Below are 26,867 nucleotides of genomic sequence, written 5' to 3' on the forward strand. Positions count from 1 at the left end.
GTCCTCGAATTCCAGGCTGCGCGAATCCCCGATGTGGTCGTCGTCAAAGCCCATGGCCCGCAGGGTGTCCCACTTGCCGCGGCTGGCGGTGGCGAAAACCTCCAGACCCAGGTGCCGGGCCAGCTGCACGGCAGCCATGCCGACGCCACCCGCGGCGGCGTGCACCAACACCCGCTGGCCGGGCTTGGCCGCGGCCAGATCCGTCAATGCGTAGTACGCGGTGGCGAATACCACTGTGGTGGTCGCGGCGGCGGTGTGCGACCAGCCGGTCGGCATCTTGGCCAGCAGCCGCTGATCGGTGGTCGCGATCGTGCCTGTCCCGTCGGGGAACAGGCCCATGACGCGGTCACCGACCGCGAAACGGCCTTCCTGCGATGCTGTTTCGATCACAACGCCGGACGCCTCGATACCCATCACGGCATCCGGATCGGGGTAAAGACCGAGCGCGATCATCACGTCGCGGAAGTTGGCCGCGATGGCCGACAGTGCAACCCGAACCTGCCCGGGTCCCAGCGGCGCGTCGGCATCCGGGATTCGTTCCAGTCGCAGGTTCTCGAATGTGCCTCGACTGGTCATGCCCAGCCGCCAGGGGCCATCGCCCGGCGGCAGCAGCAGACCGCCCACGGCTCGGCTGCCATGCACTCGCGCGATGTATACCTTGGCGCCGCGCATCACGACTTGCGGCTCTCCGGTCGCCAGGACCGCGGCCACCGCCTCGTCGTCGAGCGGACCGTCGGTGTCGACCAACACGATCCGGCCGGGATGCTCGGTCTGCGCAGAACGCACCAAGCCCCACACCGCGGCACCCGCCAGATCGGTGATGTCCTCCCCCGGCAACGTCGTCGCGCCCCGGGTCGCCACCACCAGCGTCCCTGCCCCCTCGCGGGCCAACCACGACTGCAGCACCGGCAATACCGCGCGGGTGGCTCCATACACCCCCGCCAGGACGTCATCGGCGACCGACGCGGACTCGAACACCACCGCCGATCGCTGTCCCTCGGCCGCCTCCAATTCCGGTGCGCCCCAGGCGGACACCGATACCGGCTGCACCGAGGAGGAAGGCTGGGCGATCCAGTCGACTTCGAAGAGCCGGTCCGGCCCCGAGTTCGACACCGCGGCCAGCAATTGCTGATCAGTCACCGGCCGGGCCACCATCGACGCCACCGAAAGCACCGGTAGCCCAAGGCCGTCCGCGAGCTCGATCGACACCGCCGTGGGGGTACCTCCCGCGTGCGGAGGATGGCCCACCGGAACGATCCGCGCCCGCACCGCCGCCGCGCCCGCGGCATGCAGGGACACCTGCTGCCAGGAGAACGGCACCAACATCGAACCTTCGGCAAGGTCCTCGCTGTCGGAGGCCAGGATCACCGCGTGCAGTGCGGCGTCCAGCATCACCGGGTGGACACCGAACCCGGTCACCGACACCCCGGCATCCGCGGGCAGCGTCACTTCGGCGAACACCTCATCGCCGCGGCGCCACATCGAGGTCAAGCCGCGGAACGCGGGCCCGTAGCTGTATCCGCGCTCGGCCAGCCGCTCGTAGCCGTCGCCGACGTCGACCGGGACCGCACCAACCGGTGGCCATGCCGACAGATCCGCGCTCGGTTCGGCCGAACCCGCCCGCAGCACGCCCTCGGCGTGCAAAGACCAGCCGGATCCGGCCTGGGCACGGGAGAAGACGGACACCGCACGTGCGCCCGAGTCGTCCGGACCGCCGACCACCACCTGAACTGCGACCGACCCACCGGCCGGCAACACCAGGGGCGCCGCAAGATTCAGTTCGTCGACAACTCCACAGCCGACCTCGTCCCCCGCGCGGATCGCCAACTCGACGAATCCCGCTCCGGGGAACAACACGACCCCGCCCACGGCGTGATCGTTCAACCAGGGCTGCACGCTGGGCGATAGCCGGCCGGTGAGCGCCACTCCGCCCGAGGCCGGCAGCTCGACCACCGCACCCAGGAGTGGGTGTTCGCTAGCGGCCAGGCCGAGACCGGCCGCATCGGCTGGGGCGCCGTCGCCGGCGAGCCAAAACCGCCGCCGCTCAAAGGTATAGGTGGGCAACTCGACGAAACTGGCCTGGCCGATTGCACCGCGCCAGTCCACGTCCATCCCGGCGGCATACGCCTGTGCGATCGCATTGATCAGGGTCTCCGGCTCCGGGCGGTCCTTGCGCAGTGCGGACATGGTGAAGATCGGCGCATCCGGCAGCGATTCCTCGATCGACACCGTCAGGCCGCTGCTGGGTCCGACTTCGAGGAAACGGTTTCCTCCTGCTGAGTGCACGAACTGCACACTGTCGGCAAATCGGACCGCCTCGCGAACGTGCCGCTTCCAATACGACGCCGTCGCGAAGTCGTCACCAGCCAGCTGCCCGGTCACGTTCGACACGATCGGGACGGTGGGTTTGCCGATCGCGAGTCCGGCTGCGACCGTGCCGAATTCGTCGATCATCGGATCCATCAACGGTGAATGGAAGGCGTGCGAGACGGCCAGTTGGTGAACGCGACGGCCGTCGGCGCGCAGGCGCTCGGCGATCGCGGTCACCTTGTCTTCGTCGCCCGAAATCACCACCGAGCCCGGCCCGTTGACCGCTGCGATGCCGACCTCGGGAACCAGCAGCGGACGCACTTCGGATTCGGTCGCCTGCACCGCGATCATCGCCCCGCCCACCGGCAGCGCCTGCATGAAGCGGCCACGTGCGGCCACCAGCACCGCGGCGTTCTCCAGCGACAAGACACCGGCGACGTGTGCGGCAGCCAATTCACCGATCGAGTGACCCATCACGAAGTCGGGCCGCACACCCCAGGATTCGAGCAACCGGTAGAGGGCGACTTCCACCGCGAACAGCGCCGGTTGCGCGAACTCGGTGGTGTTCAACAGGTTTTCGTCGTGGCCCCACATGACTTCGCGCAACGGGCGCAGCAGGTGCCGATCCAGTTCCCCCACCACGGCGTTGAACGCCTCGGCGAATACCGGATACCCCGCGTGCAACCCCATCCCCATGCCCAGTATCTGGGAGCCCTGGCCCGGGAAGACGAAGACGGTCTTGCCGCCGGTTGCGGTGCCCTGTATGACGGATGTGGCCTCACCGGTGGCCAACTCGTCGAGGCCGGCCAGCAACTGGTCGCGATCAGCACCCGCGACGACGGCTCGATGCTCGAAGTTCGACCTGCCCGCCAACGACCACGCCACATCGGCAACGTCAAGCTCGCCGTGGGCGCGGAGATGAGCGGACAGCCTGGATGCGTGGGAGCCCAACGCCGACAAGGACTTTGCCGATACCACCCAGGGCAGCGCGGGCGCCTTGGGGCGATCGGCGACGAGTTCGGACTCGGCAGCCTTCTCATCCGGGACAGCCTCGATGATCACGTGGGCGTTGGTGCCGCTGATGCCGAACGACGACACGCCCGCGCGATGCACGCGCCCCGCGGCGGGCCACTGGCGCGCCTCGGTCAGCAACGACACCGAGCCCGCCGTCCAATCCACGTGCGGGCTGGGCTGATCCACATGCAACGTCGCCGGCAGCAGCTCGTGGCGCATCGCCAACACCATCTTGATCACACCGGCGACTCCAGCGGCGGCCTGCGTGTGACCCATATTCGACTTGATCGACCCCAACAGCAGCGGCTCAGCCCGGTGCTGCCCGTAGGTCGCCAACAATGCCTGGGCCTCAATGGGATCGCCCAATGTGGTGCCCGTGCCATGGCCTTCCACCACGTCGACCTCGGCGGCGGATAAACCGGCACTGGCCAACGCGGCGCGCACCACCCGCTGCTGCGACGGGCCGTTGGGCGCGGTCAACCCGTTGGAGGCGCCGTCCTGGTTGATTGCCGAACCCCGCACCACCGCCAGCACCGGATGACCCAGGCGCCGTGCATCCGACAACCGCTCCACGACGAGCATGCCGCCGCCTTCGGAAAATCCGGTGCCGTCGGCCGCTCCCGCGTAAGCCTTGCACCGGCCATCCACCGACAGGCCGCGCATCCGGCTGAACTCCACGAAGATGTCGGGTGTGGCGTTGACGGTGACGCCACCCGCCAGGGCCAGGTCGCACTCGCCCGAACGCAGCGATTGCGCCGCCATGTGCAACGCGACCAACGACGAGGAGCATGCGGTGTCCACCGACACCGCGGGGCCCTCCAGGCCCAGCACATAAGACACCCGCCCCGACGCGACGCTCGAGGATTGGCCGGTCAACCGGAAACCCTCGGCGGTCGGAGCGGCGCCGATGCCGTAGCCCTGCGTGTACACCCCGGCGAACATGCCGGTGGCGCTGCCGCGCAACGCGCCGGGTTCAATTCCGGCTCGCTCCAAGGCTTCCCAAGACAGTTCGAGGAACATCCGCTGCTGCGGATCCATCGCGAGCGCCTCGCTCGGCGCGATACCGAAGAAGGCGGGATCGAAGTCCGCGACGCCGTCGACGAAGCCGCCGGTCCGGGTGTAGCAGGTGCCCGGAACATCGGGATCCGGGTTGTACACGCCGGCCAGATCCCAGCCGCGGTCGCACGGGAATTCGGAGAGCACGTCACGGCCCTCGGTCAGCATCTCCCACAGGTCTTCGGGTGAAGTGACGCCGCCCGGGTAGCGGCACGACATGCCGACGATCACGATCGGGTCGTCGCCGGTGACCTGGACGGCCGGGGTGTGCGCGATTTCGTGCGTAACTCCGGCGAGCTCGTTACGGATGTAGCTGGCCAGCCCGTTGGGCGTCGGGTAGTCGAAGATGAGGGTGGGCGAAAGCGCCAGTCCGGTAGCGGTTTTCAGCCGGTTACGCATTTCGACCGCGGTCAGCGAATCGAAGCCGAGGTCCTGGAATGCCTTGTCCGGATCGATCGTCGCCGCATTGGCGTTGCCCAGCACGGTCGCGATGTGCGAGCGGACCAGGTCCAGCACCAGGGCGTGCTGTTCGGGTTCGGAGAGCCCGTGCAGACGGTGCGCCAGAGCCGATTTCGATTTCGCGGCGGCCAGCGAGTCGTCCACCTGGCGCCGTGCCGGCGCGTTGAGCAGGTCGGTGAACATCGGCGGCACTGCGGCCGCATGCGCACGCAGCGCGGCGAGGTCGATGCGGGCGGGCGCGATGAACGGCTGGTCGACAATCATTGCCGTGTCGAACAATTCCATCGCTTCGGTCGACGACAGCGCCAGGATTCCGTCGCGGCTCAGCCGCGCGCGGTCGGCGGCGTCCAGTCCACCGGTCATGGCGCTGGCCTGGTCCCACAGCCCCCACCCCAGTGAGATCGCCGGCAATCCGTGGGCCCGCCGATGCGCGGCCAGACCGTCCAGGAACGTGTTGCCCGCCGCGTAGTTGGCCTGGCCCGACGAACCCACCAGGCCGGCCATCGACGAAAACATTACGAACGCAGACACATCCAGGTCGCGGGTGAGCTCGTGCAGGTTCCACGCGGCGTCCACCTTGGCCCGCAACACCGCATCGACCCGTTCGGGTGTCAGCGAGGTTACCACCGCGTCGTCGAGCACACCGGCGGCGTGAATGACCCCGGACAGCGGGTGCTGTGGCGGAATATCGGCAATCACCGCGGCCAGGGCAGCCCGGTCGGCGGCGTCGCATGCAACCACCAACGCCCGCGCACCGGCCGCTTCCAATTCGGCGACCAACTCAGCGGATCCGGCCGCATCCGGGCCACGGCGGCTCAGCAGCACCAGGTTCTGCACGCCGCGGTGCGCTACCAGGTGGCGGGCCAACGTCGACCCCGCCATACCGGTGCCGCCGGTGATCAACACGGTTCCCGCCCCCAGCGCACCCCCTGGCCCCGAAGGAACAGTGAGGACGACCTTGCCGATATGGCGGGCCTGGCTCAAGTAGCGCAGTGCCGTGCGGGCCCGGCGCACATCAAAAGTCGTCACCGGCAAGGGCCGCAGCACACCGGTATCAAACAGTTCGGCGAGCTCGAGCATCCACTGGTGCATCCGGGGACGGCCCGGCTCGAAGAGGTCAAAGGCGCGATAGCGGACGCCCGGGTACTCGCGGGCGACCACACCCGGGTCGCGGATGTCGGTCTTGCCCATCTCCAAGAACACGCCACCGGGCGCGACCAAGCGCAGGGACGCGTCGACGAATTCACCGGCCAGCGAGTCCAGCACCACGTCCATACCGCGCCCGCCGGTGACCGCACGGAACTTGTCCTCGAATTCCAGGCTGCGCGAATCCCCGATGTGGTCGTCGTCAAAGCCCATGGCCCGCAGGGTGTCCCACTTGCCACGGCTGGCGGTCCCGAACACTTCGAGTCCCAGGTGCCGGGCCATTTGCACGGCAGCCATCCCCACACCGCCGGCGGCGGCGTGAACCAACACCCGCTGACCCGGCTTGACGTCGGCCAGGTGGATGAACGCCATGTATGCGGTGGTGAAAACCGCTGAGATGGCGGCGGCTTCGGCGTAGGACCAGTCGGCGGGCTTCGGCAGCAGCAAGCGGATGTCGCCGGGGACCACTGTCCCGCTGCCGTCTGGGAAGAATCCGTAGACCGAATCGCCGACCGCGAATTCGGTGACGCCCGGCCCGACTTCGACGACTACGCCCGAGCCTTCGCCGCCGAGCAGTGCGTCGTGGGTGAACATGCCCAGCGTGATCATGACGTCGCGGAAGTTGGTGGCGATCGCGCGCAGCGCCACCCGAACCTGACCCGGCTCCAGCGGCGCACCGGCGTTGGGAACCGGCTCCAAGCGCAGGTTTTCAAAAGTTCCGGCGCTGCTGATACCCAGCCGCCAGGGTCCCTCGGCGGGCGGCACCAAAATGCCGTCGACCGCGCGGCTACCGTTCACCCGCGCGGTATAGATCGTCTCGCCGCGCAGCAATATCTGCGGCTCTCCGGTCGCGACAACGGCGGCAGTGGCGTCGTCGTCAAGGGGCGCATCGGAATCCACGAGCACGATTCGGCCGGGATGCTCGGTCTGCGCCGACCGCACCAGACCCCACACCGCGGCGCCTGCTAAATCGGTGACGTCCTCGCCTGGCAGCCCCATGGCTCCGCGCGTGGCAACGACCAGGACGCCCGAGTCATGCTCGGTCAACCACGACTGCACGGCCGCCAGCACCTGATGGGTTCGCCGATAGGTGGCTGCCACCGGATCGTCCTCGGTGGCAACGGATTCGAGCAGCTGGTGGGATGAAACCGGCTTGGTGCCGGCGGTCGCCGGTACCGGCGACCACACCACCTCGAACAACCGATCCGGGCCCGAACTCGAGATTGCCGCGCGCAGTTGCTGCTCGTTGACCGGGCGCACGGTCATCGTGGCAACCGACAGCACCGGCAGCCCCAGCCCGTCGGCAAGCTCGATCGAGACTCCGGAAGAACCTGTAGGTCCGGCCGGCGCGATGCGCGCGCGTACCGCCGATGCGCCCGCGGCATGCAATGAAACGCCCTGCCACGCGAACGGCAGCACGACGTCGGTTTCGTCGGCGGCCTGGTGGGCGATGACCATGGAATGCATTGCCGCATCGAGCAATGCGGGGTGCACCCCGAATCCGCTGACGCTTCCTGCCGCGTCGGGCAGTCGCACCTCGGCGAACACCTCGTCGCCGCGGACCCAGGTGGCGGTCAATCCTCTGAACGCGGGGCCGTAGCCGTACCCGCGGGCCGCCAACTTCTCGTAGCCGTCGGCCGCGTCCACCGCGACCGCACCCGCCGGCGGCCACACCGACAGATCGGCGTTCGGCTCGACCGGCGTGGAGCTCAACGCCCCCTCGGCGTGACACACCCACCCGGAGTCGGCGTCGACGCGCGAAAAGATCGCGACACTGCGCTGGCCCGATTCTTCGCCCGCGCCCACGACGACTTGCACTGCCACCGAGCCGAATCCAGAATCGGTGACCGGCATCATCAATGGCGCCTGCAGCGTGAGCTCGTCGACCGTCGAACAACCGACTTCGTCGCCGGCCCGGATGGCCAGCTCCACAAACCCCGCGCCCGGGAACACCACGGTGCCGGACACGGCGTGATCGGCCAGCCATCCCTGCAAGCTCGGCGACAAGCGCCCGGTCAGCACAACCCCGCCCGAGGCGGGCAGCTCGACCACCGCGCTGAGCAACGCATGCTCACTGGTTCCCAGTCCCAAGCCCGCAGCGTCGGCTCCGATGCCCTCGCCGGACAGCCAGAACCTGCGTCGATCAAACGCATACGTGGGTAGCTCGACGAAGCCGGCCCCGCCCAATACCCCGCGCCAATTCACGTTCACGCCCGCCGTGAACGCAGCGGCCGCCGACATCAGGAACCGCTCAAGTCCGCCGTCATCACGGCCCAGGGTGGGCACGACGACCACCTCGGCGTCCCCGGCGGCACCGCTGTCGTTGAAGGTGTCCTCGATTCCGGCGATCAACGCGGGATGTGGACTGGATTCGATGAATGTCCGGTATCCGTGCTCGCATGCGGTGCGTACCGCCTGGTCGAATTGCACGGTCTGCCGGATGTTGCGGTACCAGTACGCGGCATCCAAACCGGCTGTATCCAAACGGTTTCCGGTTACCGTGGAAAAGAATGCGATCCGGGTGGAATGCGGCTCGATGCCGGCAAGCACCTCGGTCAGCTGTTCACGAATCGCCTCGACCTCCACCGAATGCGACGCATAGTCCACGTCGATCCGGCGGGTCCGCAGATCCAGGTCGGCGCAGAAGCCGATGAGTTCCTCCAGCGCGGCGACCTCACCCGACACCACGACCGCCGAGGGGCCATTGACGGCGGCGATGCTGAGTCGATTGCCGTAGGGCGCCAGCAATTCCCGCGCACGTTCGGTGCTGCACGCGATGGAAAGCATGCCGCCGGGGTGAGCCAGCGACCGAAGCAGCTTGCTGCGCAAAGTCACCACGCACGCGGCATCCCGCAGCGACAGCGCACCAGCGACGTATGCCGCGGCGATCTCCCCCTGCGAGTGTCCGATCACCGCGTCCGGCTTGACGCCGACCGACTTCCACAGTTCGGCCAACGACACCATCACCGCGAAGAGCGCCGGCTGCACCACGTCGACGCGATCCATGCCCGGCGCGCCGGGTGTGCCGCGCAGCACGTCGATCAGCGACCAGTCGACGAATTCGGAGAACGCCTCCGCGCACGCCTCGATCTGCTGGGCGAATACCGGTGCGGTATCGAGCAACTCGATGCCCATGCCCAGCCATTGAGACCCTTGGCCGGGGAAAACGAAGACGTGCTTGCCTGCGGACAGCGCCGCACCCCGAATGATCGAACCAGCCGGGTCCTGAATATCGGGGCCGGCTAATTCCGCGAGCCCGGCCAGCAATTGGTCGCGGTCACTGCCGACGACGACTGCCCGGTGCTCGAAGGTCGCCCGGCCGGCCAACGACCACGCCACGTCGGCAATATCAAGCCCATCATCGGCGGCTACGTGGGCGGCCAGCCGGGTGGCCTGAGATGCCAATGCCGGCAATGACTTTGCTGACAGGACCCACGGCACCACCGTGGGCGTCGGTCCGCTCTCCCGAGGCTCTTCGGCAGGGGCGGATTCGACGATCACGTGTGCGTTGGTGCCGCTGATCCCGAACGACGAGATTCCCGCGCGGCGTGCGTGATCCGTCGCCGGCCACGGTCGCGCCTCGTTCAACAACGACACCGCGCCCGCCGACCAATCCACGTGCGGGCTGGGTTGATCCACATGCAAAGTCGCGGGCAGCATCTCGTGACGCATCGCCTGCACCATCTTGATCACTCCGGCGACCCCGGCGGCGGCCTGGGTGTGACCCATATTCGACTTGATCGAGCCCAGCCACAGGGGCTCACTGCGATCCTGGCCGTACGTCGCCAACAACGCCTGCGCCTCAATGGGATCGCCCAATGTGGTGCCGGTGCCGTGGCCTTCCACCACATCGACCTCGGCTGTCGACAACCCGGCGTTGGCCAGCGCGGTGCGTACCACCCGCTGCTGCGAGGGACCGTTGGGCGCGGTCAATCCGTTGGAGGCACCGTCCTGATTGACCGCCGAGCCGCGCACCAGCGCCAGCACGGGATGCCCCAGCCGGCGCGCATCCGACAGCCGCTCCACGACCAGCACGGCGCCGCCCTCGGACCAGCCGACCCCGTCGGCCGCGCCGGCGTAAGCCTTGCACCGCCCGTCGGGTGCGAGCCCGCGGTGCCGGCTGAACTCGACGAAAACCGTTGGCGTGGCGTTGACGGTGGCGCCGCCGGCCAGGGCCAGGTCGCACTCGCCGGACCGCAGCGACTGCACGGCCATGTGCAGGGCCACCAGGGACGACGAGCAGGCCGTGTCCACCGACACGGCCGGGCCCTCCAGGCCCAGCACGTAGGACACCCGCCCCGAGGCGACGCTGGAGGTCATGCCGGTCAGGCGGTAACCCTCGATTTCCTCGGCGAGCATGCCGTAGCCCTGGACGATGAGTCCGGCGAACACTCCGGTGGCGCTGCCGCGCAGCCCGCTGGGGTCGATCCCGCCTCGCTCCAATGCCTCCCACGCCAGCTCCAGCAGCATCCGGTGCTGGGGGTCCATCGCGAGCGCCTCGGTGGGCGCGATGCCGAAGAACGCGGGGTCGAAGTCCGCGACGTCGTCGACGAAGCCGCCGGTGTTGGCGTATGTCTTGTGGCGCGCGTCGGGATCGGGGTCGAAGAGTCCCGCCAGATCCCAGCCACGATCCGTCGGGAACTCCGAGATCACGTCCCGGCCGTCGGCCACCATCTGCCACAGGCTCTCGGGTGTATCAACCCCACCCGGGAAGCGGCAGGACATACCGACGATCGCGATCGGCTCGCTCGAGCGCTCCAGCAGCGCACGGTTGGTGCGCTTCAGGCGGTCAACCTGGACCAGCGCTTTCCGCAGCGCCTCGGTCGCATGCTGGAGTTGATCCACCTCAGTACCCCTTGCCTAACATTGAGCCTCTCCCAAACATGGGATGCCAACCACCGGATGCCGAGTCACGGCAGTTGCTGCACGAAGCGAAGTCGACCCGCGTCGTGCCGCTCTCCGACCCAAGAATGTCGCTGGTGAGTATGGCCAACTCCGACAGGATTTCAAAACGTCCGATGCTCCCGGTTGCTAAAGGAGGATCGGGCTCGACGTGTGAAACGCCGTTTCCGCGGGGATTTCGGCGCGCCGGGTGCCACTGCGGTCCCGCTGACCGCGCCATACGCCTGACACCCCGTCCATGGCGCGACTGTACCCGGCCAGCCATCGGTCGTGGTCGGGTACATGGCGGCGGGATTTCCGATCGGAGCCGGGCAGTGCGGCGCGGTGCGCCGCGGACGGGGTCAGACGACGGCTCGACGCCAGCCGTCGGCCGCCTGGGCGGCGCGGAGCAGCGCCTCGCACAGTTCGCGCAGTTCGGTCGCTTCGGCACCTTCGTCGAGCGCGGTGGCGACGTCCTCCGCGGCGCATCGGACCTGGTAGACGCGATCCGACAGGTCTGACGCGTCGTCAGCCGACAGCACCACGGCATCGGCCGGCACTGCGGTCGTCTCACCCCGGTTGATGGAAGCCCGCTGCTCGTAGGCCCGCTGCCGGCAGGACTGCCGACAGTATTGACGGCGCCGGCCCATCCCGACCTCGGTCACGTCTCTACCGCACCAGCGGCATGGCTGTGGGTGGGAACGGCGGCTCACGCCTGCCGACTTTAGTCGGCCGATCTCCGCGATCCCGGTATCATTGACGGTCGAGTCGCGTACACCGCGTGTCGACTCGGGAACTACGCAGAACGTCCTAACGTTTGCTATGCGAATAGAATCGCGCCATCGGAGCTTAAGAGCTCAAAGGATTTAAAAGGAGTAGCAGCCATGGCTGATCGTGTATTGAGGGGCAGCCGCCTCGGAGCCGTGAGCTATGAGACCGACCGCAACCATGACCTGGCCCCGCGTCAGCTCGCGAAGTACCGCACCGAGAACGGCGAGGAATTCGAGGTTCCGTTCGCCGACGACGCTGACATCCCCGGCTCCTGGCTGTGCCGCAACGGCATGGAAGGCACCCTGATCGAGGGCGACCTGCCCGAGCCGAAGAAGGTCAAGCCACCGCGCACGCACTGGGACATGCTGCTGGAGCGCCGCTCCGTCGAAGAACTCGAAGAACTGCTCAAGGAGCGCCTCGACCTGATCCGGACGAAGCGGCGCGGCTGACCGGGCTTCCGGTTTTTACGTCCGGTTGGTAGCGCGGGAGGCCCGGGCGCCGTTCCTGCGACTCTCGATGCCCCATTTCGCGACCTTGACCAGCGCCTCGCGAATGTTTGAGCCGCTCATTTTGGAGACGCCGAGTTCGCGCTCGGTGAAGGTGATCGGCACCTCGACGACGATGAACCCGTTGTCCAGCGTGCGCCGGGTCAGATCGATCTGGAAGCAGTAGCCCTTGGAGTCCACACCGTCGAGATCGATCGCCTCGAGAACCTCGCGGCGGTAGGCGCGGTAGCCGGCGGTGATGTCATGGATGTCGATGTCGAGCGCCAGTCGGGCGTAGGTGTTGGCCGTCCAGGACAGGGCCCAGCGCCGCTTGGGCCAGTTACGCACCGCTCCCCCGTCGACGTAGCGCGAACCAATGACCAGATCGGCTCCGGAGTCGACGGCGTCCAGCAGACGGCGCAGCTGCTCGGGCGCATGGCTGCCGTCGGCGTCCATCTCGACGAGTACCGAGTACTCCCGACTCAAACCCCAGGCGAATCCCGCGAGGTAGGCGGCGCCCAGGCCATCCTTGACCGTGCGGTGCATGACGTGCGTGCGACCTCCATCGGCCGCTGCCAGCTCGTCGGCAAGTTGGCCGGTCCCGTCGGGGCTGCCGTCGTCCACGATCAGCACGTGGACGTCGGGGCAGGCATCCGTCAGCCGCCGATGGATCAGCGGCAGGTTCTCCCGCTCGTTGAAGGTCGGGATGATAACCAGGACACGCTGGCTAGGACGATTGCCCGGAGCTCGGGTCGCCTGTTCGCCGGTGGTCATTTATCTCCTCTGTGTCGCCCGAGATAACGCGGTTGTGGGCCGCCTTTTTGGTGGACCGGAGTGTAGTCACCGGCTGTGTCCGGCGGGGGCTCGCTTGCGGTCGTCGGGGCTTCCTCGTCGGACCGGGGTTCGTCCGGGGCCGCCCCATCGTCCGCCGATTCAGCCGACGGCCTGGACCTGTGCCGAATCGAACGCGGGAAGCTCCCATTGTGCCGTATTCCGGCCAGAATGGCCGCTCCGGCCGCCGCAACCAGGACCCACTGCACGATCGGCGACCATTGGGTTGCCGGTGTCAGCTTCGTCTTGAGGCGCACCTGGATGTCCAGGTAGGCGGGTTGGAAGAAGTCGGTGCGGACCAGTTCGCCGCCGTCGGGCGCGATCACCGCACTGATCCCGGTCGTACCGGCAACCACGACGTATCGGTCGTGCTCGACGGCCCGTACCTTGGCGAACGCCAGCTGTTGCTCGCTCATCCGCTTGTTGAAGGTGGCGTTGTTGGCGGGCACCGCGAGCAGCTGCGCGCCGTTGAGGACGGCCTTTCGCGGCACCCGGTCGAAGATGACCTCCCAGCAGGTGGCCACGCCGACCGGCACTCCAGCGATCTGTACGACATCGCTGCCTTTTCCGGGGATGAAGTTGCCGGCCCGGTCGGCGTAGCCCGACAGATGCTTGAAAAGCCACGGCATCGGCAGGTATTCGCCGAACGGCTGCACGATCTCTTTGTCGTGGCGGTCGGCGGGTCCGCTTACCGGATTCCAGACGATGGCGGTGTTGGTGTACTCGATCGGCCCTTTGTCGCGGCCAGGCACCGCGAGCACCGCGCCGATCAGGATCGGCGCGTTGATCGCGTGCGCTGCCTCGGCGATCCGTTCTGCGGCGTCGGCGTTGACGAAGGGATCGATGTCGGAGGAGTCCTCCGGCCAGATGACGAATTGCGGTTGCGGTGCCGCCCCGGCCCGCACGTCCTCGGCCAGCCGCAGTGTCTCGGCCACGTGGTTGTCCAGTACCGCTCGACGTTGCTCATTGAACTCGAGACCGAGCCGGGGCACATTGCCTTGCACGGCCGCGACGGTGACCGTCGGATCACCGCCCGATCCCGCACCGGAGTGCCGCACCTGCGGCCAGGCGAGGACCGCGACCAGCAGCACCAGACAGATGCACACGCCGGGAAGCACCACCGCGGGCGGCGGTGCGGCTTCCGTGGCTGCCGCACCGGCTTCCGCGGAGGCACCGCCACGCGCCTGGCTACCGGTACGCCACCACTTGGCGATCTCCAGCGCGATGCCGGTCGCGCTGAAGCCCATCAGCATGACCCCCAGGGAGAGCAGCGCCACGCCGCCGAGCTGGACCAACGGCAGCAGAGGCCCCTCGGCCTGGCCGTAGGCGACCGCGCCCCAGGGAAAACCGCCGAACGGGAAGACCGACTTCAACCACTCCTGGGCCGTCCATACCAACGCGAACCAGATCGGCCAGCCGGGCAGTCGGCGCACCACGATCGCGAAGAAGCCGAAGAGGCCGGGGAACAGCGCACACATCGTGGCCAACGCGAGCCACGGTATGGCGCCCACCAGAAGGCTGATCCACGGCAGCAGTGGCAGATAGAACGCGAGGCCGAAGAGGAATCCGTAGCCGAAGCCACCGGCCAGTGTCGTGGCGGGATGTTTGAGCACCCACGCCAGCAGCGCGGCGGCGACGACGGCGGCCCACCACCAGTTCACCGACGGGAAGCTGGCACACAGCAGCAGTCCACCCGCGACAGTGGCCACCAACCGCGACAGCCGGGGCAGCATCGCCGCCCCGACGGCGAGGAGCCGCGCGATCGCCGCGGTACCCAGCTTCGTTATCGCATGGCCCGTGGCCGCGGCCAGCCGACCGGCCGCGCTTGGGCCGCCGGCCTCGCTCGTGGCGTGTTCGTCGGCCACGTGGGATCCCGAGGCGTGGTCGTCGTGCGCCGGTTCCATGTTGTCGTCGTCGAGCGCGTCGTCCGGATCGACATCGCTGGGCTCGTCGGGGTTAACGGCCCCACCGGGCTTTTCCTCAGCCATGGATGACAGCACCCCGGTGGACGGTTCGCCGGCACCGCGGCAAGTCGTCGGTCGGGCCCAACCGGGGCAACGCGGGAACCCGGGAATGCGGGTCGGTGGACCACCGCTGGACGCTGTCGTCCGGGGCGTGGACATCGAGGTCTCCGGCGTCCCACACGGCGTAGGAGGCGGGGGCGCCGGGCACCAGGGCGCCCATGTTGTCGTCCCGGACACCGCAGGCCCGCCAGCCGCCGCGGGTCGCGCCCGCGAACGCGGCCCGGGCCGACACGCCACTGCCCGGAGTGCGGTGATGAACCGCCGCGCGCACGCTCTCCCACGGGTCAAATCCCGTCACCGGGGCATCGGAACCTAGCGCGAGTGGCACGCCTTGGGATGCTAACAGCGCAAGCGGGTTGAGCCGGCTGCCTCGTTCCGGGCCGAGCCGGTCGGCGTACATGCCGTCGCGGCCACCCCAGAGCGCGTCAAAGTTGGGCTGCACGCTGGCGATGACGCCCCAGGCGCCCAGTTTGGCGGCTTGATCGGCGGTCACCATCTCGAGGTGTTCCAGCCGGTGTCCGCAGCGGGCGACGGCGACCACTCCGAGGTCGGCGACGACGCGCTCAAACGCATCGACCGCCGCCGAGACCGCGGCGTCGCCGATGACATGGAAACCGGCCGTCACCTGCGCCTCGGTGCATGCCCGTAGGTGCGCTTCGACGATGTCCGCGTCGAGGTAGCAGGTGCCGCAGTGGTCCGGGGCGTCGGTGTAGGGCTCGTGCAGCCAGGCGGTGCGCGACCCGAGCGCCCCGTCGATGAACAGGTCGCCGGCCAGCCCGCGGGCCCCGGTCTCGTCCATCAGCGCGCGGACCTGCACGGCGGTGGCCACCGCTTCGCCCCAGTAGCCGATCACCTCGACGCCGTGATCCAAGGCACGCAACTGCAGCCAATCGTCCAGGCCGCCGATCTCGGGGCCGGCGCATTCGTGTACCGCGACGATGCCGGCCGCGGCGGCGCCCGCAAGCGCGGCGGATCTGGCTTCGGCCAGCTGCGCGGCGGTCAACAGCCCGCGGGCGACGGCCCGGACCAGGTGGTGGGCGTCGCCGGCCAGCGGGCGGTCAGCGGCGAAACCGCGCGCCGCCGCGAGGTCGGGAACGAGTGTGCGCAGCCCGGTCGAGGCCAGTGCGGAGTGAACGTCGACACGCGCCAGGTAGGCAGGCCGGTCGCCAAGCACCGCGTCGAGATCGGCGGTCGACGGCGGGCTCTTCTCGGGCCAGGACGACTCGTCCCAACCATGCCCCCAAATCGGCTGGCCGGGGTGGGCGGCGGCATAGTCGGCGACCATTCGCACGCACTGCGCGCGCGAGGTGGCCCCCCGCAAGTCCAGGCCGCTCAGCGTGAGGCCGGTCGCCGTCACATGGATGTGGCTGTCCACGAATCCCGGGGCTACGAAACCACCCTCGAGGTCCACCACCTCGGCGTCGGGAAACTGCCTGCGGCCGACGTCATCGCTGCCCAGCCACGCGACGACCTCACCGCGCACCGCCATGGCGGTCGCGTCGGGATGGGTGGGGCTGTGCACCCGGCCGTTCAGCAGCAGCGTGGTGGGAATCGGGGTCACTCCGCAAAACTACGTGGAGCAGCACCGAAGGCGATCAGTTCGGGCCGGAAGCGTACCGGGGGCCGCCCCAGTGGTCGTCGTTCGGCAGCGCGGGTGGCTCGACATCGTGGACGTCGATGACCTCGCCGTCGATGTAGTCACGGCCATCGCCCGGGGAGTCGGAACGGAAGTCGGTGAACGTCGCCGTGTAGCTGACCAGCGGGGCGCTGCGCCGCAAACTCCGCAGCGCGATCCCGGTCAGTCCCGGCCCGGCGGCGGCACGCACCGGCCGAAGCAGCAGCAATCCACCCAACACCGTGGTGACCAATCCGGGAATGAGGACCAGCCCCGTCGCCGCGGTCACCAACGCGCCGTCGCCCAGGGTGGTGCGCGGTTCTTTGAGACCGGAGCGCATCTGCCCGATGTCGCGAATCAGCTGCGACCCGGCCATCGGGGCCAGCAGGCCCCACCCGAGGACGAACGTGACCAGCAGACTCAGCAGGGTCCAGCCCCACCCGACCGCCCATACCAGCGCGAAGATCGCCGCCAGTTCGACGACGGCATACACGAGTAACAACCGGCTCACCATGTGATGGCAACGTCTGCGGGTTGCGCCCGAGTTCCCCTGGTGATCGGTATCGCGGCTGCAGTTAGATGACGGTATGACCACGATTGAGATCGATACCCCTGACGGACCGATCGATGCGCTGCTGAGCATTCCACCCGGGAATGGCCCCTGGCCGGGTGTGGTGGTGATCCATGACGCCTTCGGTTACGGCCGGGACAAGCAGTCGACCAACGACCGCATAGCGCAGGCAGGCTATGTGGCGCTGACTCCGAACATGTATGCGCGGGGTGGCCGCATCCGCTGCATAACCCGGGTCATGCGTGAGCTGATGACACAGCGTGGCCGCGCTCTTGACGACATTCTTGCTGCCCGCGATCACTTGCTCGGCAGGCCGGACTGTTCCGGGCAGGTGGGAATCGCCGGCTTCTGCATGGGCGGACAGTTCGCACTTGTCATGTCGCCCAAAGGGTTTAGCGCCTCTGCCCCGTTCTACGGCGCTCCGCTGCCGCGCCACCTGAACGAGACGCTGGAGGGGGCGTGCCCGATTGTGGCGAGCTTCGGCGCGCGCGACCCGCTGGGCAAGGGCGCACCCGAGAAGTTGCGCGAAGTGATTGCGGCCAAGCAGATCACCAATGACGTCAAGGTCTACCCGGGCGTCGGGCACAGCTTCGCGAACACCCTTCCCGCCCAACCACTGCTTCGCATCGCGGGTTTCGGTTACGACGACGCCGCGACCGAGGACGCCTGGAGCCGGGTCTTTGCGTTCTTCGGTGAGCACCTGCGGTAGCTACTGCGGGCGCAGTTTGTTCGACACGACACCGGCGAAGGTGTGCGTGTCGCCGGGCCAGCGCGCCGAGACGTAGTTGCCGTCGTCGACGACGAATGCGGGCCGCGAGTCGGTCGCCGTGTCCCGCGCCATCCCGGAGGACTTGAGCCGCCAGTGCGGCGTTCCGCGCGCGACGTCGCAAAAATCCGTCGGCTGTTCAAGCGCCCGAGTCACTTCCGACTGCACGGACATATAGCCGCCGGGCTGGCCGGGCTGCTCGGTATAGGTCCGGTAGTAATCGCGATCCCAGAATCGGGTGATCCGGGTGAGCCGCCAGGCCAGACGCTCCATGGCCCAGGTGAGCGACGTGGTCTTGCGCCCGTACAGCACCGAGTGTCCGGTGCCGGGGTCGACGCTGCGCGCGGCCAGCAGTACACCGTGACAAATCGCGCCGACGATCATTTCGCGGGCAAACGCTTCAACCACCAGGCGCTGCAGGATCTCGCTGTCGATGTAGCTGCGCATTCCGCGGGCACGATGACCGCCGGGCAGCAGCAACGCGTCGGCGCCGTCCAGGGTGGCTCGACTCCAGCTGACGGGATGCTGATACTCCTGCGAACCCACCATCGCGGCGTAGGCGTCGCGGCCGTTCTTGTTGGCGCGCAGCGCCATTCCGACGAGCGAGAGGGAGCCCAATACCGGTAGCGCCGACCAGATGTCCAGGCCCCGACCGGTCACCATGATGTCGTCGGCCACGCCGGGGTTGCCGCTTTCGGTCGCAAAGATCACGCGGTGACCGTCGTCGGTCAAGACCCGCCAGCTGACCGCGACCTCGGTCGGGTCGAAGTCGACGTCCGGGATCGGAATCAGCACCGTGCCCATCGGCGCTCTAGCCTTGGGCCACTCGGAGTTCGAGGCCGATGTTGTTCTCCATACCGCCGCGCCGCTTGCTGAAGAAGTTGAAGACCGTGCCCACGATGCCGTAGCGCTTGCCGATCGCGTCGTAGACGGTGCCCGTTTCCGACTTGTCGAGCAGGGCCGCGGTGCCCTCAACGGCTTCACTCGTCGGGCGACCGCGCATGGTGCAGGTGGCCATCGTCACGCGGGGCGTGTTGCGAATCCGCTTGACCTTCCAGGAAGTTCCCTGCGTGATCACCAGCAGCCGGTCGCCGTCCGGGGCGGTCCAGATCGGTGTCGGCTTGGGTCGGCCATCCTTGGTGAAGGTGGTCAGCAGGATGTATTGCGCCTTGGTGAGGTCGGCGAAGGTGGGCGTCACGGTCTCAACCTACTCGGGAACGTTGACATTCTCAGCGGTCGGCTGCAATAGTCAGGTTGCGTTAAGTGAAAATCTTGTTTTCGTTTAAGCACCTGTAGCTGCGACCGGAGCGGGGAAACGCGTGAGCGACTCGAAGAACCCGATGGCGTGGCTACCGTTCTCGATCGCCGAGGCGGCGCTGGCGGGCTCGGATGACGACAGCGTGGACCTTTCCCAGGCATGGTCGTACTTGCAGGAACGGCTGCGGGACGCAGCGCAGATCGTGCAATCGGACCCGGCGAACCGCAATCGCGTCGACCTCGCCGCGGGAATTCGGCATCTGCTGGTGCTGCTGACCGCGGGGATCGATGAGGTGCTGCGTTTCGACACCGATCCGATCCTGTGCGTCCAAGCCACCAGCACCGACGACCTCGTGACGTGGGGAATGGAGTGCCCAGACTGCATTTACACCCGTGCCGTGCTGCGCGGCGGGGAAAGTTACCGGCTGTTCGGCAATCGAGGCACCGCACGCTACGTCGGGCTGCAGACGATGAACGGCATCGCCGCCACGGCGAACGAACTGGTCGACGAGCTCGAGATGGATGCCAACGGGAATTTCGAAGTGGTGCTGTCGGCTGACGAGCAGACGGGGCGGGCGGGCAATTGGATGCGGCTCGACGGCGATCACCCAACGTTGACGGTGCGGCACTTCTTCTACGACTGGGATATCGAAGTGGCGTCGTCGTTGCGCATTGAGCGGATCGGCGACGCGGTTGGCGCCGAGGGCGGTTCGGTCGATCCGGCAGTGGCGATGTCGCGGCAGTTGGTCGCCCTCGGCGACTTTGTCCAGGACAACCTGGCGTTCTTTCTGCAATTCGGTGCCGCGGCGCCGACGAACGGATTCCTGCCGCCGATCGACCGCACCGATATAGGTGCGGCCGCGGAGAACCGGCCGGTGATCGGTCGGTGGGAGCTGAGCGCGGGCGAGGCGCTGATTGTGGAAGTAGAACCGCCCGAAGGGATTTACTGGAGCTTTTCCATCGGCAATCCGTGGTGGGAGACGATTCATTACGGGCGCCATCAGTCCAGCCTGAATGCTCATCAGGCGGTGGTGGATTCCGATGGGCTGGTGCGAGTGGTGCTGTGCTCAGAGGACCCAGGCGTCGCGAATTGGCTTGATACCGCGGGCTATAGCAATGGGCCCATCATCCTGCGTTGTGTGCGAACGAAGACAGCGCCGACTCCGTCGACACGTGTTGTGCCGTTCGACGACATTCGTGCCGAGTTGCCCTCGGACACCGCGACTGTCACCGCCGAGCAGCGGGCGTCCGCCATCGCGGCACGCCGCAACGCGGTACGAGAAAGGTTCGCATAATGCCCTTTGATGCCGACGAGTTGGAGAACGGCGCCCGCGCCGCAACCGGTCTCGACGATTTCGGGTCCTCGTACTACCGCGAGGGACTCGATCGCATCGTCGAAGCGCTGAACACCGAGGCGGATCTCAACGAGATCGGCCAGGTCATCCAGCATGCGACCATCAGCAATGCCTTGATTCAACGCCTCAAGATCGAGGACACCTACCGACAGCATCCCGAGATCGACGACGAGGAGGTCGGCGGCCCCGTTTTCGTGATCGGGCTACCCCGCACGGGCACCACGGCGTTGAGCCAACTCGTGGCCGCCGATCCGCAATTCCGATCGCTGCGGATGTGGGAATCCCAAGCCCCCACACCGCCGCCGGAGGCCGCCACCCAAGACACCGACCCACGGATTGCGCAGGCCGAGGCGGGCCTGAAGATGCTCGACGACATGTTCCCGCTGATGAAAACAATGCACAACTCCGAAGCGAAGGCCGCGACCGAATGCCAGGACCTGATGGGAATGAGCTTCCGTACCTTTCACTTTGACGGCGCGGTGCGCGCCCCCGGATACCTGGCGTGGTTGATGGACTGCGACATGCGCGAAACGTACACCTTCCACCGACGGGTCCTGCGGCTGTTGCAATGGCACTGCCCGCCGACACTGTGGCACCTGAAGACCCCGGTGCACATGTTCGCCCTCGATGCACTCGTCGAGGCCTACCCGAACGCCAAATTCCTGTGGAGTCATCGTGATCCGGCCAAAGTGATGGGCTCGGTATGCAGCCTGATCCAGTATGTCCGCAGCTGGAGCAGCGACCGTAACGATCCCAAGGAGCTGGGCGCCGAGCAGGTCGACAGTTGGGTCGAAGCCGTCCGGCGGGCAATGGATTTCCGTGCCCGGATGGGCGACGACCGTTTCGCCGACGTCTCCTTCGCTGATTTGCAAAGCGATCCAGTGCGGACCGTACAAGCCGGTTACGAGCGTCTGGGCCTGAGCTTTACCGAGGCTACGTCCGACTCGGTAAAGCAGTGGGCCGAAGGACACAAACCCGGCGCACGTGGTGCGCACGACTACGACCTGGCCGAGTACGGCCTGACGTCGGAGGGGGTCCGGGACAGGTTCGCGGACTACCTGGCCGCCTACGAAGCAACCGCCTGAGGCCATGACTGCTCCTCGGACGCGGCGGCGCGACAAGCTCGAGCCAGACCCGATGGTGCGCCGCGAGATCCTGGCGGCCGCGTCAACAGCCCTGCGCGAGCAGGGAGTTCGCGGACTGAGCATTGCCGCGGTGCTCGACCGCGCTAAGTTGAGCACCCGCGCCTTCTATCGGCATTTCGACTCCAAGGATGAACTGGTCGCCGCGGTCTTCCTGGAGGCCGCGCGCACGGAAAGACGCCGGCTGCAACGCCGAATGGCTGCTGCTGCCACGGAGATCGCGGCCGTTGCGGCGTGGATCGACGGGCGGCTCGACTTGGCGTTCGACGACAACGTCAAGTCCGATTTGCGGCGGCTGTCGCTGGAAGCTCAATCGCAGACGTTTGCCTCCCCCGGTCTGGTTCAGCCCGCGTATGCCGAAATGCTCAAGCCACTCAGCGAGGCGCTGCAGCGCGGCTTGAAGGGTGGAGTGTTCCACCACATCGATCCGGTGACCGACGCGGAGTTCATCCAGGGTGTGGTGTGGGCAAGCACCAACCGGCAGTGGCGGACCGGCGATTGCGAACGGGCCGAAGTCCGCGAAGATGCGGTCCGTTTCTGCCTACGCGCGCTGGGCGTGGCACCCGAAGCGATCAATCAGATCTGCTCAAACGACTGACCAAGGGAGTATCCATGGACCTGGGTTTCGCGGGATCGACAGCGGTGGTCACCGGTGGGAGCAAAGGGATGGGACTGGCCATCGCCGAAACCCTTGCGGCCGAAGGGGCCAGCGTGGCGGTGATGGCTCGGAGCCAAGGAGCGCTCGATGCCGCGGTGGGATCGCTGCTGGAAGCCGGCGCTCCCGACGCCGTGGGGATCAGCGTGGACATGAGCGACGCGGAGTCCATCGCCAACGGCTTCGCGGCAGTCTCCGAGCGCTGGGGCCGACTCAATAGCCTGGTCCATACGATTGGCCCGGGTGACGGCTACTTCGAGCAGATGGACGACACGCAGTGGGATGAGGCGTTCGCGCTGGGCACCATGTCGGCCGTCCGGTCGATCCGCGCCTCGTTGCCGCTGTTGCGGGCGGCGGAGTGGGCCCGCATTGTGACGCTGTCCGCGCACTCCATTCAACGCCAGAACCCGCGCATCGTCGCCTACACGGCGTCGAAGGCGGCATTGGCCAGCATCACCAAGAACCTCTCGAAAAGCCTCGCCAAGGAAGGCATTCTCGCGAATTGCGTGTGCCCGGGAACGATTGTGACCGCCAGCTTCACCGAGAACCTCAAAGACATCCTGGCCGCCGACGGCCTCGACGCCACCGACCCGCACGATGTCATGACCTGGATCGACAACAACTTTCATCAGCCCTGCGACCTCGGTCGTGCCGGGCTCCCCGAAGAGATCGCGTCGATCACCGCTTACTTGGCTTCCCGGCGAAACGGCTACGTCACCGGTGCCACCGTGAACGTGGACGGCGGGTCCGACTTCATCTAGGGGGCTGCGTCAGCCCTCCAGGTCACCCTCGGATTCCAGCAGCGCCTGGCGCAGTCCGTCGAGGGTTTCCGGTTGCGGTTCGGCCCACATGCCCCGCCCCGCCGCCTCCAACAGCCGTTCGGCCATGCCGTGCAGCGCCCACGGGTTGGATGCCGTCATGAATTTCCGGTTCTCCGGATCCAGCACGTAGCGGTCGGTGAGTTGCTCGTACATCCAGTCGGCCATCACTCCCGCGGTGGCGTCGTAGCCGAATAGGTAGTCGACGGTGGCGGCCATTTCGAATGCGCCCTTGTAGCCGTGCCGGCGCATCGCGGCCATCCAGCGCGGATTGACCACCCGGGCACGGAACACCCGCGTGGTCTCCTCGGACAGCGTCCGGGTGCGGATCGCGTCGGGTCGGGTGTTGTCGCCGATATAGGCTGCCGGCGCCTTGCCGGTCAGCGCTCGCACCGTGGCCACCATGCCGCCGTGGTACTGGAAGTAGTCGTCGGAGTCGGCGATGTCGTGCTCACGGGTGTCGGTGTTCTTGGCTGCCACGGCAATTCGCCGGTACTGCCGACTCATGTCCTCGACCGCCTCGCGGCCGTCCAGGTCGCGCCCGTAGGCGAATCCGCCCCAGGCGGTGTACACCTGCGCGAGGTCGGCGTCGTCGCGCCAGTTCCGGCTGTCGATCAGCTGCAGCAGCCCGGCGCCATAAGTGCCAGGCTTTGATCCGAAAATCCGTGTGGTGGAACGGCGTTCGTCGCCATGCTGGGCCAGGTCAGTCTGCGCGTGGGCACGGACGAAGTTGGCGTCGGCGGGCTCGTCGAGTTCGGCGACCAATCGCACCGCGTCGTCGAGCATCGTTACGACGTGCGGGAACGCGTCGCGGAAGAATCCGGAGATCCGAACGGTCACGTCGATCCGCGGGCGTCCCAGTTCGGCCAGCGTAATCGGCGTCAGGCCGACGACCCGGCGTGAGGCGTCATCCCACACCGGCCGAACGCCCAGCAGCGCAAGAACTTCGGCGATGTCGTCGCCCGCGGTACGCATCGCCGAGGTGCCCCACACCGACAGCCCCACCGATTGCGGCCATTCCCCGTGGTCGTTGCGGTAACGGTCCAGCAGTGAATCGGCAAGCGCGACACCGGCTTCCCAGGCAAGCCGGGACGGTACCGCCTTGGGGTCGACGGAGTAGAAGTTGCGGCCGGTGGGCAGCACGTTGACCAGGCCGCGCAGCGGCGACCCCGACGGGCCGGACGGAATGAATCGGCCGTCCAGCGCCCGCAGCACCTGGTCGATCTCGGCCGCGGTGCCGGCGAGTCGAGGCACCACCTCGGTGGCCGCGAACCGCAACACCGCGGCGACGTCGGCACTGTCGGTGATCCTGTCCACGGAATCCGGATCCCAGCCACCGGCTTGCAACGACGCCACCAAACCACGCGCCACGGCCTCGGTTTGATCGACAGTGGTCCGGTCATCGGTGCCGTCTTCGGCCAGGCCGAGTGCTTGTCGCAGGCCCGGCAGTGCATGCTCGCCGGCGAACAGCTGACGGGCCCGCAGGATGGCCAGCACCAGGTTGAGTTCTGCTTCCCCCGTGGGCTTTTGCCCGAGAATGTGTAGGCCGTCACGGATCTGGACATCCTTGATCTCGCACAGCCAACCGTCGACGTGCAGGATCATGTCGTCGAAGGTGTCTTCTTCCGGCTGCTCGGTCAAGCCCAGGTCGTGGTCCATCTTGGCGGCCCGGATCAGCGTCCAGATCTGCTGGCGGATCGCGGGCAGCTTGCCGGGATCCAGGGCGGCCACGTTGGCGTGCTCGTCGAGCAGCTGCTCCAAACGCGCGATGTCGCCATAGCTTTCGGCGCGTGCCATCGGCGGGATGAGGTGGTCGACGAGCACCGCGTGCGCCCGCCTCTTGGCCTGGGTGCCCTCGCCGGGATCGTTGACCAGAAACGGGTAAATCAACGGCAGGTTGCCCAGCGCGGCATCGGATCCACAGGCCGCCGACATGCCCAGTGTCTTTCCCGGCAGCCACTCCAGATTTCCGTGCTTGCCCAGATGCACGACGGCGTGGGATCCGAATCCGGTGTCCAGCCAGTGGTAGGCGGCCAGGTAGTGGTGGCTCGGCGGCAGGTCCGGATCATGGTAGATGGCAACGGGATTCTCGCCGAACCCACGGGGCGGCTGCACCAACAGCACCAGGTTCTCGGATTGCATCGCGGCGACGACGATCTCGCCATCGGGGTCATGGGTACGGTCGACGAAGAGTTCTCCGGGCGCCGGGCCCCAATGCGTTTCGACGGCCTCGCGCAATTCCTCGGGCAGGGTGGCGAACCAGTCGCGATAATCCCGGGCAGACACCCTGATCGGGTTGCCGGCCAGTTGCGCTTCGGTCAGCCAGTCCGGGTCCTGCCCTCCGCGTTCGATCAGCGCGTGGATCAGGGCGTCACCGTCGTTGGCCTCGACCCCGGGCAGATCGCCTACCTGATAACCGCGGTCGCGCATCGCCCGCAGCAACGCCACCGCGCTGGCCGGGGTGTCCAAGCCGACGGCGTTGCCGATGCGGGCGTGCTTGGTGGGATACGCCGAGAAAACCAGCGCCACCCGTTTGTCGGCCGGGCTGACATACCGCAGCCGGGCATGGCGAACGGCCAGGCCCGCAACCCGCGCGCAGCGTTCCGGGTCGGCAACATAGGAGATCAGTCCGTCGTCATCGATCTCCTTGAACGAGAAGGGGACCGTAATGATGCGTCCGTCGAACTCGGGCACCGCCACTTGCGTGGCCACATCCAGCGGGGACAGGCCGTCATCGTTGTCAGACCACTGACTGCGCGGACTGGTCAAGCACAAACCCTGCAGGATCGGAATATCCAGGGCCGCAAGATGTTCGACGTTCCAGCTGTCGTCGTCCCCGCCGGCGGACACGGTCGCGGGCTTCAGTCCCCCGGCGGCCAGCACCGTGACCACCATGGCGTCGGCATCGCCTAGCCGTTGCAGCAGTTCGGGTGCCGCGGTGCGCAGCGATGCGCAATAGACGGGCAGCGGCCGTCCGCCGGCGTCTTCGATAGCCGCGCAGAGCGATTCGATGTACCCGGTGTTGCCGGCCAGATGCTGCGCGCGGTAGTACAGCACCGCGATCGTCGGGCAGTCGGTGTTCTGCGATTGCGGCCGCTCCAGTTCGCCCCAGGTCGGAGTCACCACCGGCTCGGTGAAACCGACGCCGGTCATCAGCACGGTGTCGGACAGGAAGGCGTGCAGCTGGCGCAGGTTCTCCACGCCGCCGTGCGCCAGGTAGATGTGCGCCTGCACCGCGATGCCGGCCGCGAGGGTGGACAGGCCGGTCAACTCCGCGTCGGCGGCCTGCTCGCCGCTGACCAGCACCGTCGGAATACCGCTGGCGATGACGGTGTCGATGCCGCTTTGCCAGGCGCGGTAACCGCCGAGGATCCGCACCACCACGATCGCCGCGTCGGCCAACAGGTCCGGCAATCCCTCGTCGCTCAGCCGCGCGGGGTTGGCCCATCGGTAGTTTTTCCCGCTGGAACGGGCGCTGATCAGGTCGGTATCGGACGTCGACAGCAGCACGATGGTTGGCTCGGACACCCGTCATTCGTACCGCAATCACGCTGGGCAGTTATCTTCGGCACCGAGTGTCGAGTGGGTAATCCCGGCGTCGAGCGTGCGTCCAGGGCGCCGATTGGCCCCAAATTCCGCCCACAGTGCCCACTCGACGGACTGGGCAGGGTCAGGCGGGTTTTGGCCGACGCGTTCTGCCTTACCGTGGAC

General features: G+C 67.5%; 13 protein-coding genes and 1 pseudogene. 6 read left to right on the top strand and 8 right to left on the bottom strand.

All coding sequences use genetic code 11. The annotated features are described in order from the left end of the window. Together ACZY0B_RS08845 and ACZY0B_RS08850 are read right to left on the bottom strand one after the other, a co-directional pair. Positions 1–10,830 (bottom strand): SDR family NAD(P)-dependent oxidoreductase (locus tag ACZY0B_RS08845; RefSeq protein ID WP_463763709.1); only part of this gene is annotated, 10,830 nt, incomplete at its 3' end. A gap of 398 nt (positions 10,831–11,228) precedes the next feature. Continuing rightward, the gene (locus tag ACZY0B_RS08850; protein WP_463763710.1) at positions 11,229–11,579 is read right to left on the bottom strand and encodes a hypothetical protein; all 351 of its coding nucleotides are present in this window, start codon (positions 11,577–11,579) and stop codon (positions 11,229–11,231) included. A 171-nt stretch (positions 11,580–11,750) separates the two neighbouring features. On the opposite strand from ACZY0B_RS08850, the gene ACZY0B_RS08855 reads away from it, so the two are divergent. Next, a complete protein-coding gene (locus ACZY0B_RS08855) occupies positions 11,751–12,086 on the top strand; it encodes an RNA polymerase-binding protein RbpA (protein ID WP_463763711.1) in 336 nt (111 codons plus the stop codon). On the opposite strand, the pseudogene lnt reads toward ACZY0B_RS08855, so the two are convergent. The 3 genes and pseudogenes from lnt to ACZY0B_RS08870 all read right to left on the bottom strand — a co-directional run bounded on the left by lnt (position 12,043) and on the right by ACZY0B_RS08870 (position 17,106). Next, a pseudogene (gene lnt, locus ACZY0B_RS08860) lies at positions 12,043–14,686 on the bottom strand (apolipoprotein N-acyltransferase). The gene ACZY0B_RS08855 and the pseudogene lnt overlap by 44 nt on opposite strands. 247 nt (positions 14,687–14,933) lie before the next feature. Then, positions 14,934–16,538 (bottom strand): amidohydrolase, encoded by a 1,605-nt coding sequence (locus ACZY0B_RS08865; protein WP_463763712.1) that lies wholly within the window; start codon positions 16,536–16,538, stop codon positions 14,934–14,936. Positions 16,539–16,572: 34 nt separating this feature from the next. After that, positions 16,573–17,106 carry an FxsA family protein gene (locus tag ACZY0B_RS08870; protein WP_463763713.1) on the bottom strand — a complete coding sequence of 178 codons (534 nt, stop codon included), beginning with the start codon at positions 17,104–17,106 and terminating at the stop codon, positions 16,573–16,575. 73 nt (positions 17,107–17,179) lie between these two features. Here ACZY0B_RS08870 and ACZY0B_RS08875 point away from each other — a divergent pair, with 73 nt between their 5' ends. After that, the gene (locus ACZY0B_RS08875) at positions 17,180–17,872 is read left to right on the top strand and encodes a dienelactone hydrolase family protein (protein WP_463763714.1); all 693 of its coding nucleotides are present in this window, start codon (positions 17,180–17,182) and stop codon (positions 17,870–17,872) included. Here the strand turns inward: ACZY0B_RS08875 and ACZY0B_RS08880 are convergent, their stop codons facing one another. Both ACZY0B_RS08880 and ACZY0B_RS08885 read right to left on the bottom strand, forming a co-directional pair. Beyond that, entirely contained in the window at positions 17,873–18,733 is an 861-nt protein-coding gene (locus ACZY0B_RS08880; RefSeq protein WP_463763715.1) for a type 1 glutamine amidotransferase domain-containing protein, read from the bottom strand. 7 nt (positions 18,734–18,740) lie between these two features. Further along, positions 18,741–19,127 (bottom strand): PPOX class F420-dependent oxidoreductase, encoded by a 387-nt coding sequence (locus tag ACZY0B_RS08885; protein WP_463763716.1) that lies wholly within the window; start codon positions 19,125–19,127, stop codon positions 18,741–18,743. A 142-nt stretch (positions 19,128–19,269) separates the two neighbouring features. Here ACZY0B_RS08885 and ACZY0B_RS08890 point away from each other — a divergent pair, with 142 nt between their 5' ends. From ACZY0B_RS08890 to ACZY0B_RS08905, 4 genes are read left to right on the top strand one after another with little or no spacing between them, the layout of a single operon-like run. Further along, the gene (locus tag ACZY0B_RS08890; protein WP_463763742.1) at positions 19,270–20,481 is read left to right on the top strand and encodes a DUF1214 domain-containing protein; all 1,212 of its coding nucleotides are present in this window, start codon (positions 19,270–19,272) and stop codon (positions 20,479–20,481) included. Then, positions 20,481–21,626: a sulfotransferase family protein gene (locus tag ACZY0B_RS08895; protein ID WP_463763717.1), complete on the top strand. Its 1,146-nt coding sequence runs from the start codon at positions 20,481–20,483 to the stop codon at positions 21,624–21,626. The genes ACZY0B_RS08890 and ACZY0B_RS08895 overlap by 1 nt, the downstream gene beginning before the upstream one ends. A gap of 4 nt (positions 21,627–21,630) precedes the next feature. Then, positions 21,631–22,281 (top strand): TetR/AcrR family transcriptional regulator, encoded by a 651-nt coding sequence (locus ACZY0B_RS08900; RefSeq protein WP_463763718.1) that lies wholly within the window; start codon positions 21,631–21,633, stop codon positions 22,279–22,281. Between the two features lie 14 nt (positions 22,282–22,295). Beyond that, a complete protein-coding gene (locus ACZY0B_RS08905; RefSeq protein WP_463763719.1) occupies positions 22,296–23,099 on the top strand; it encodes an SDR family NAD(P)-dependent oxidoreductase in 804 nt (267 codons plus the stop codon). A gap of 9 nt (positions 23,100–23,108) precedes the next feature. On the opposite strand, the gene cobN is transcribed toward ACZY0B_RS08905, so the two are convergent. After that, positions 23,109–26,684, bottom strand: coding sequence for a cobaltochelatase subunit CobN (gene cobN, locus ACZY0B_RS08910; protein WP_463763720.1), 3,576 nt, complete (start codon positions 26,682–26,684; stop codon positions 23,109–23,111). Between the last annotated feature and the right edge of the window lie 183 nt (positions 26,685–26,867).

The sequence above is a fragment of the Mycobacterium sp. IDUB_19 genome, from assembly GCF_055419445.1.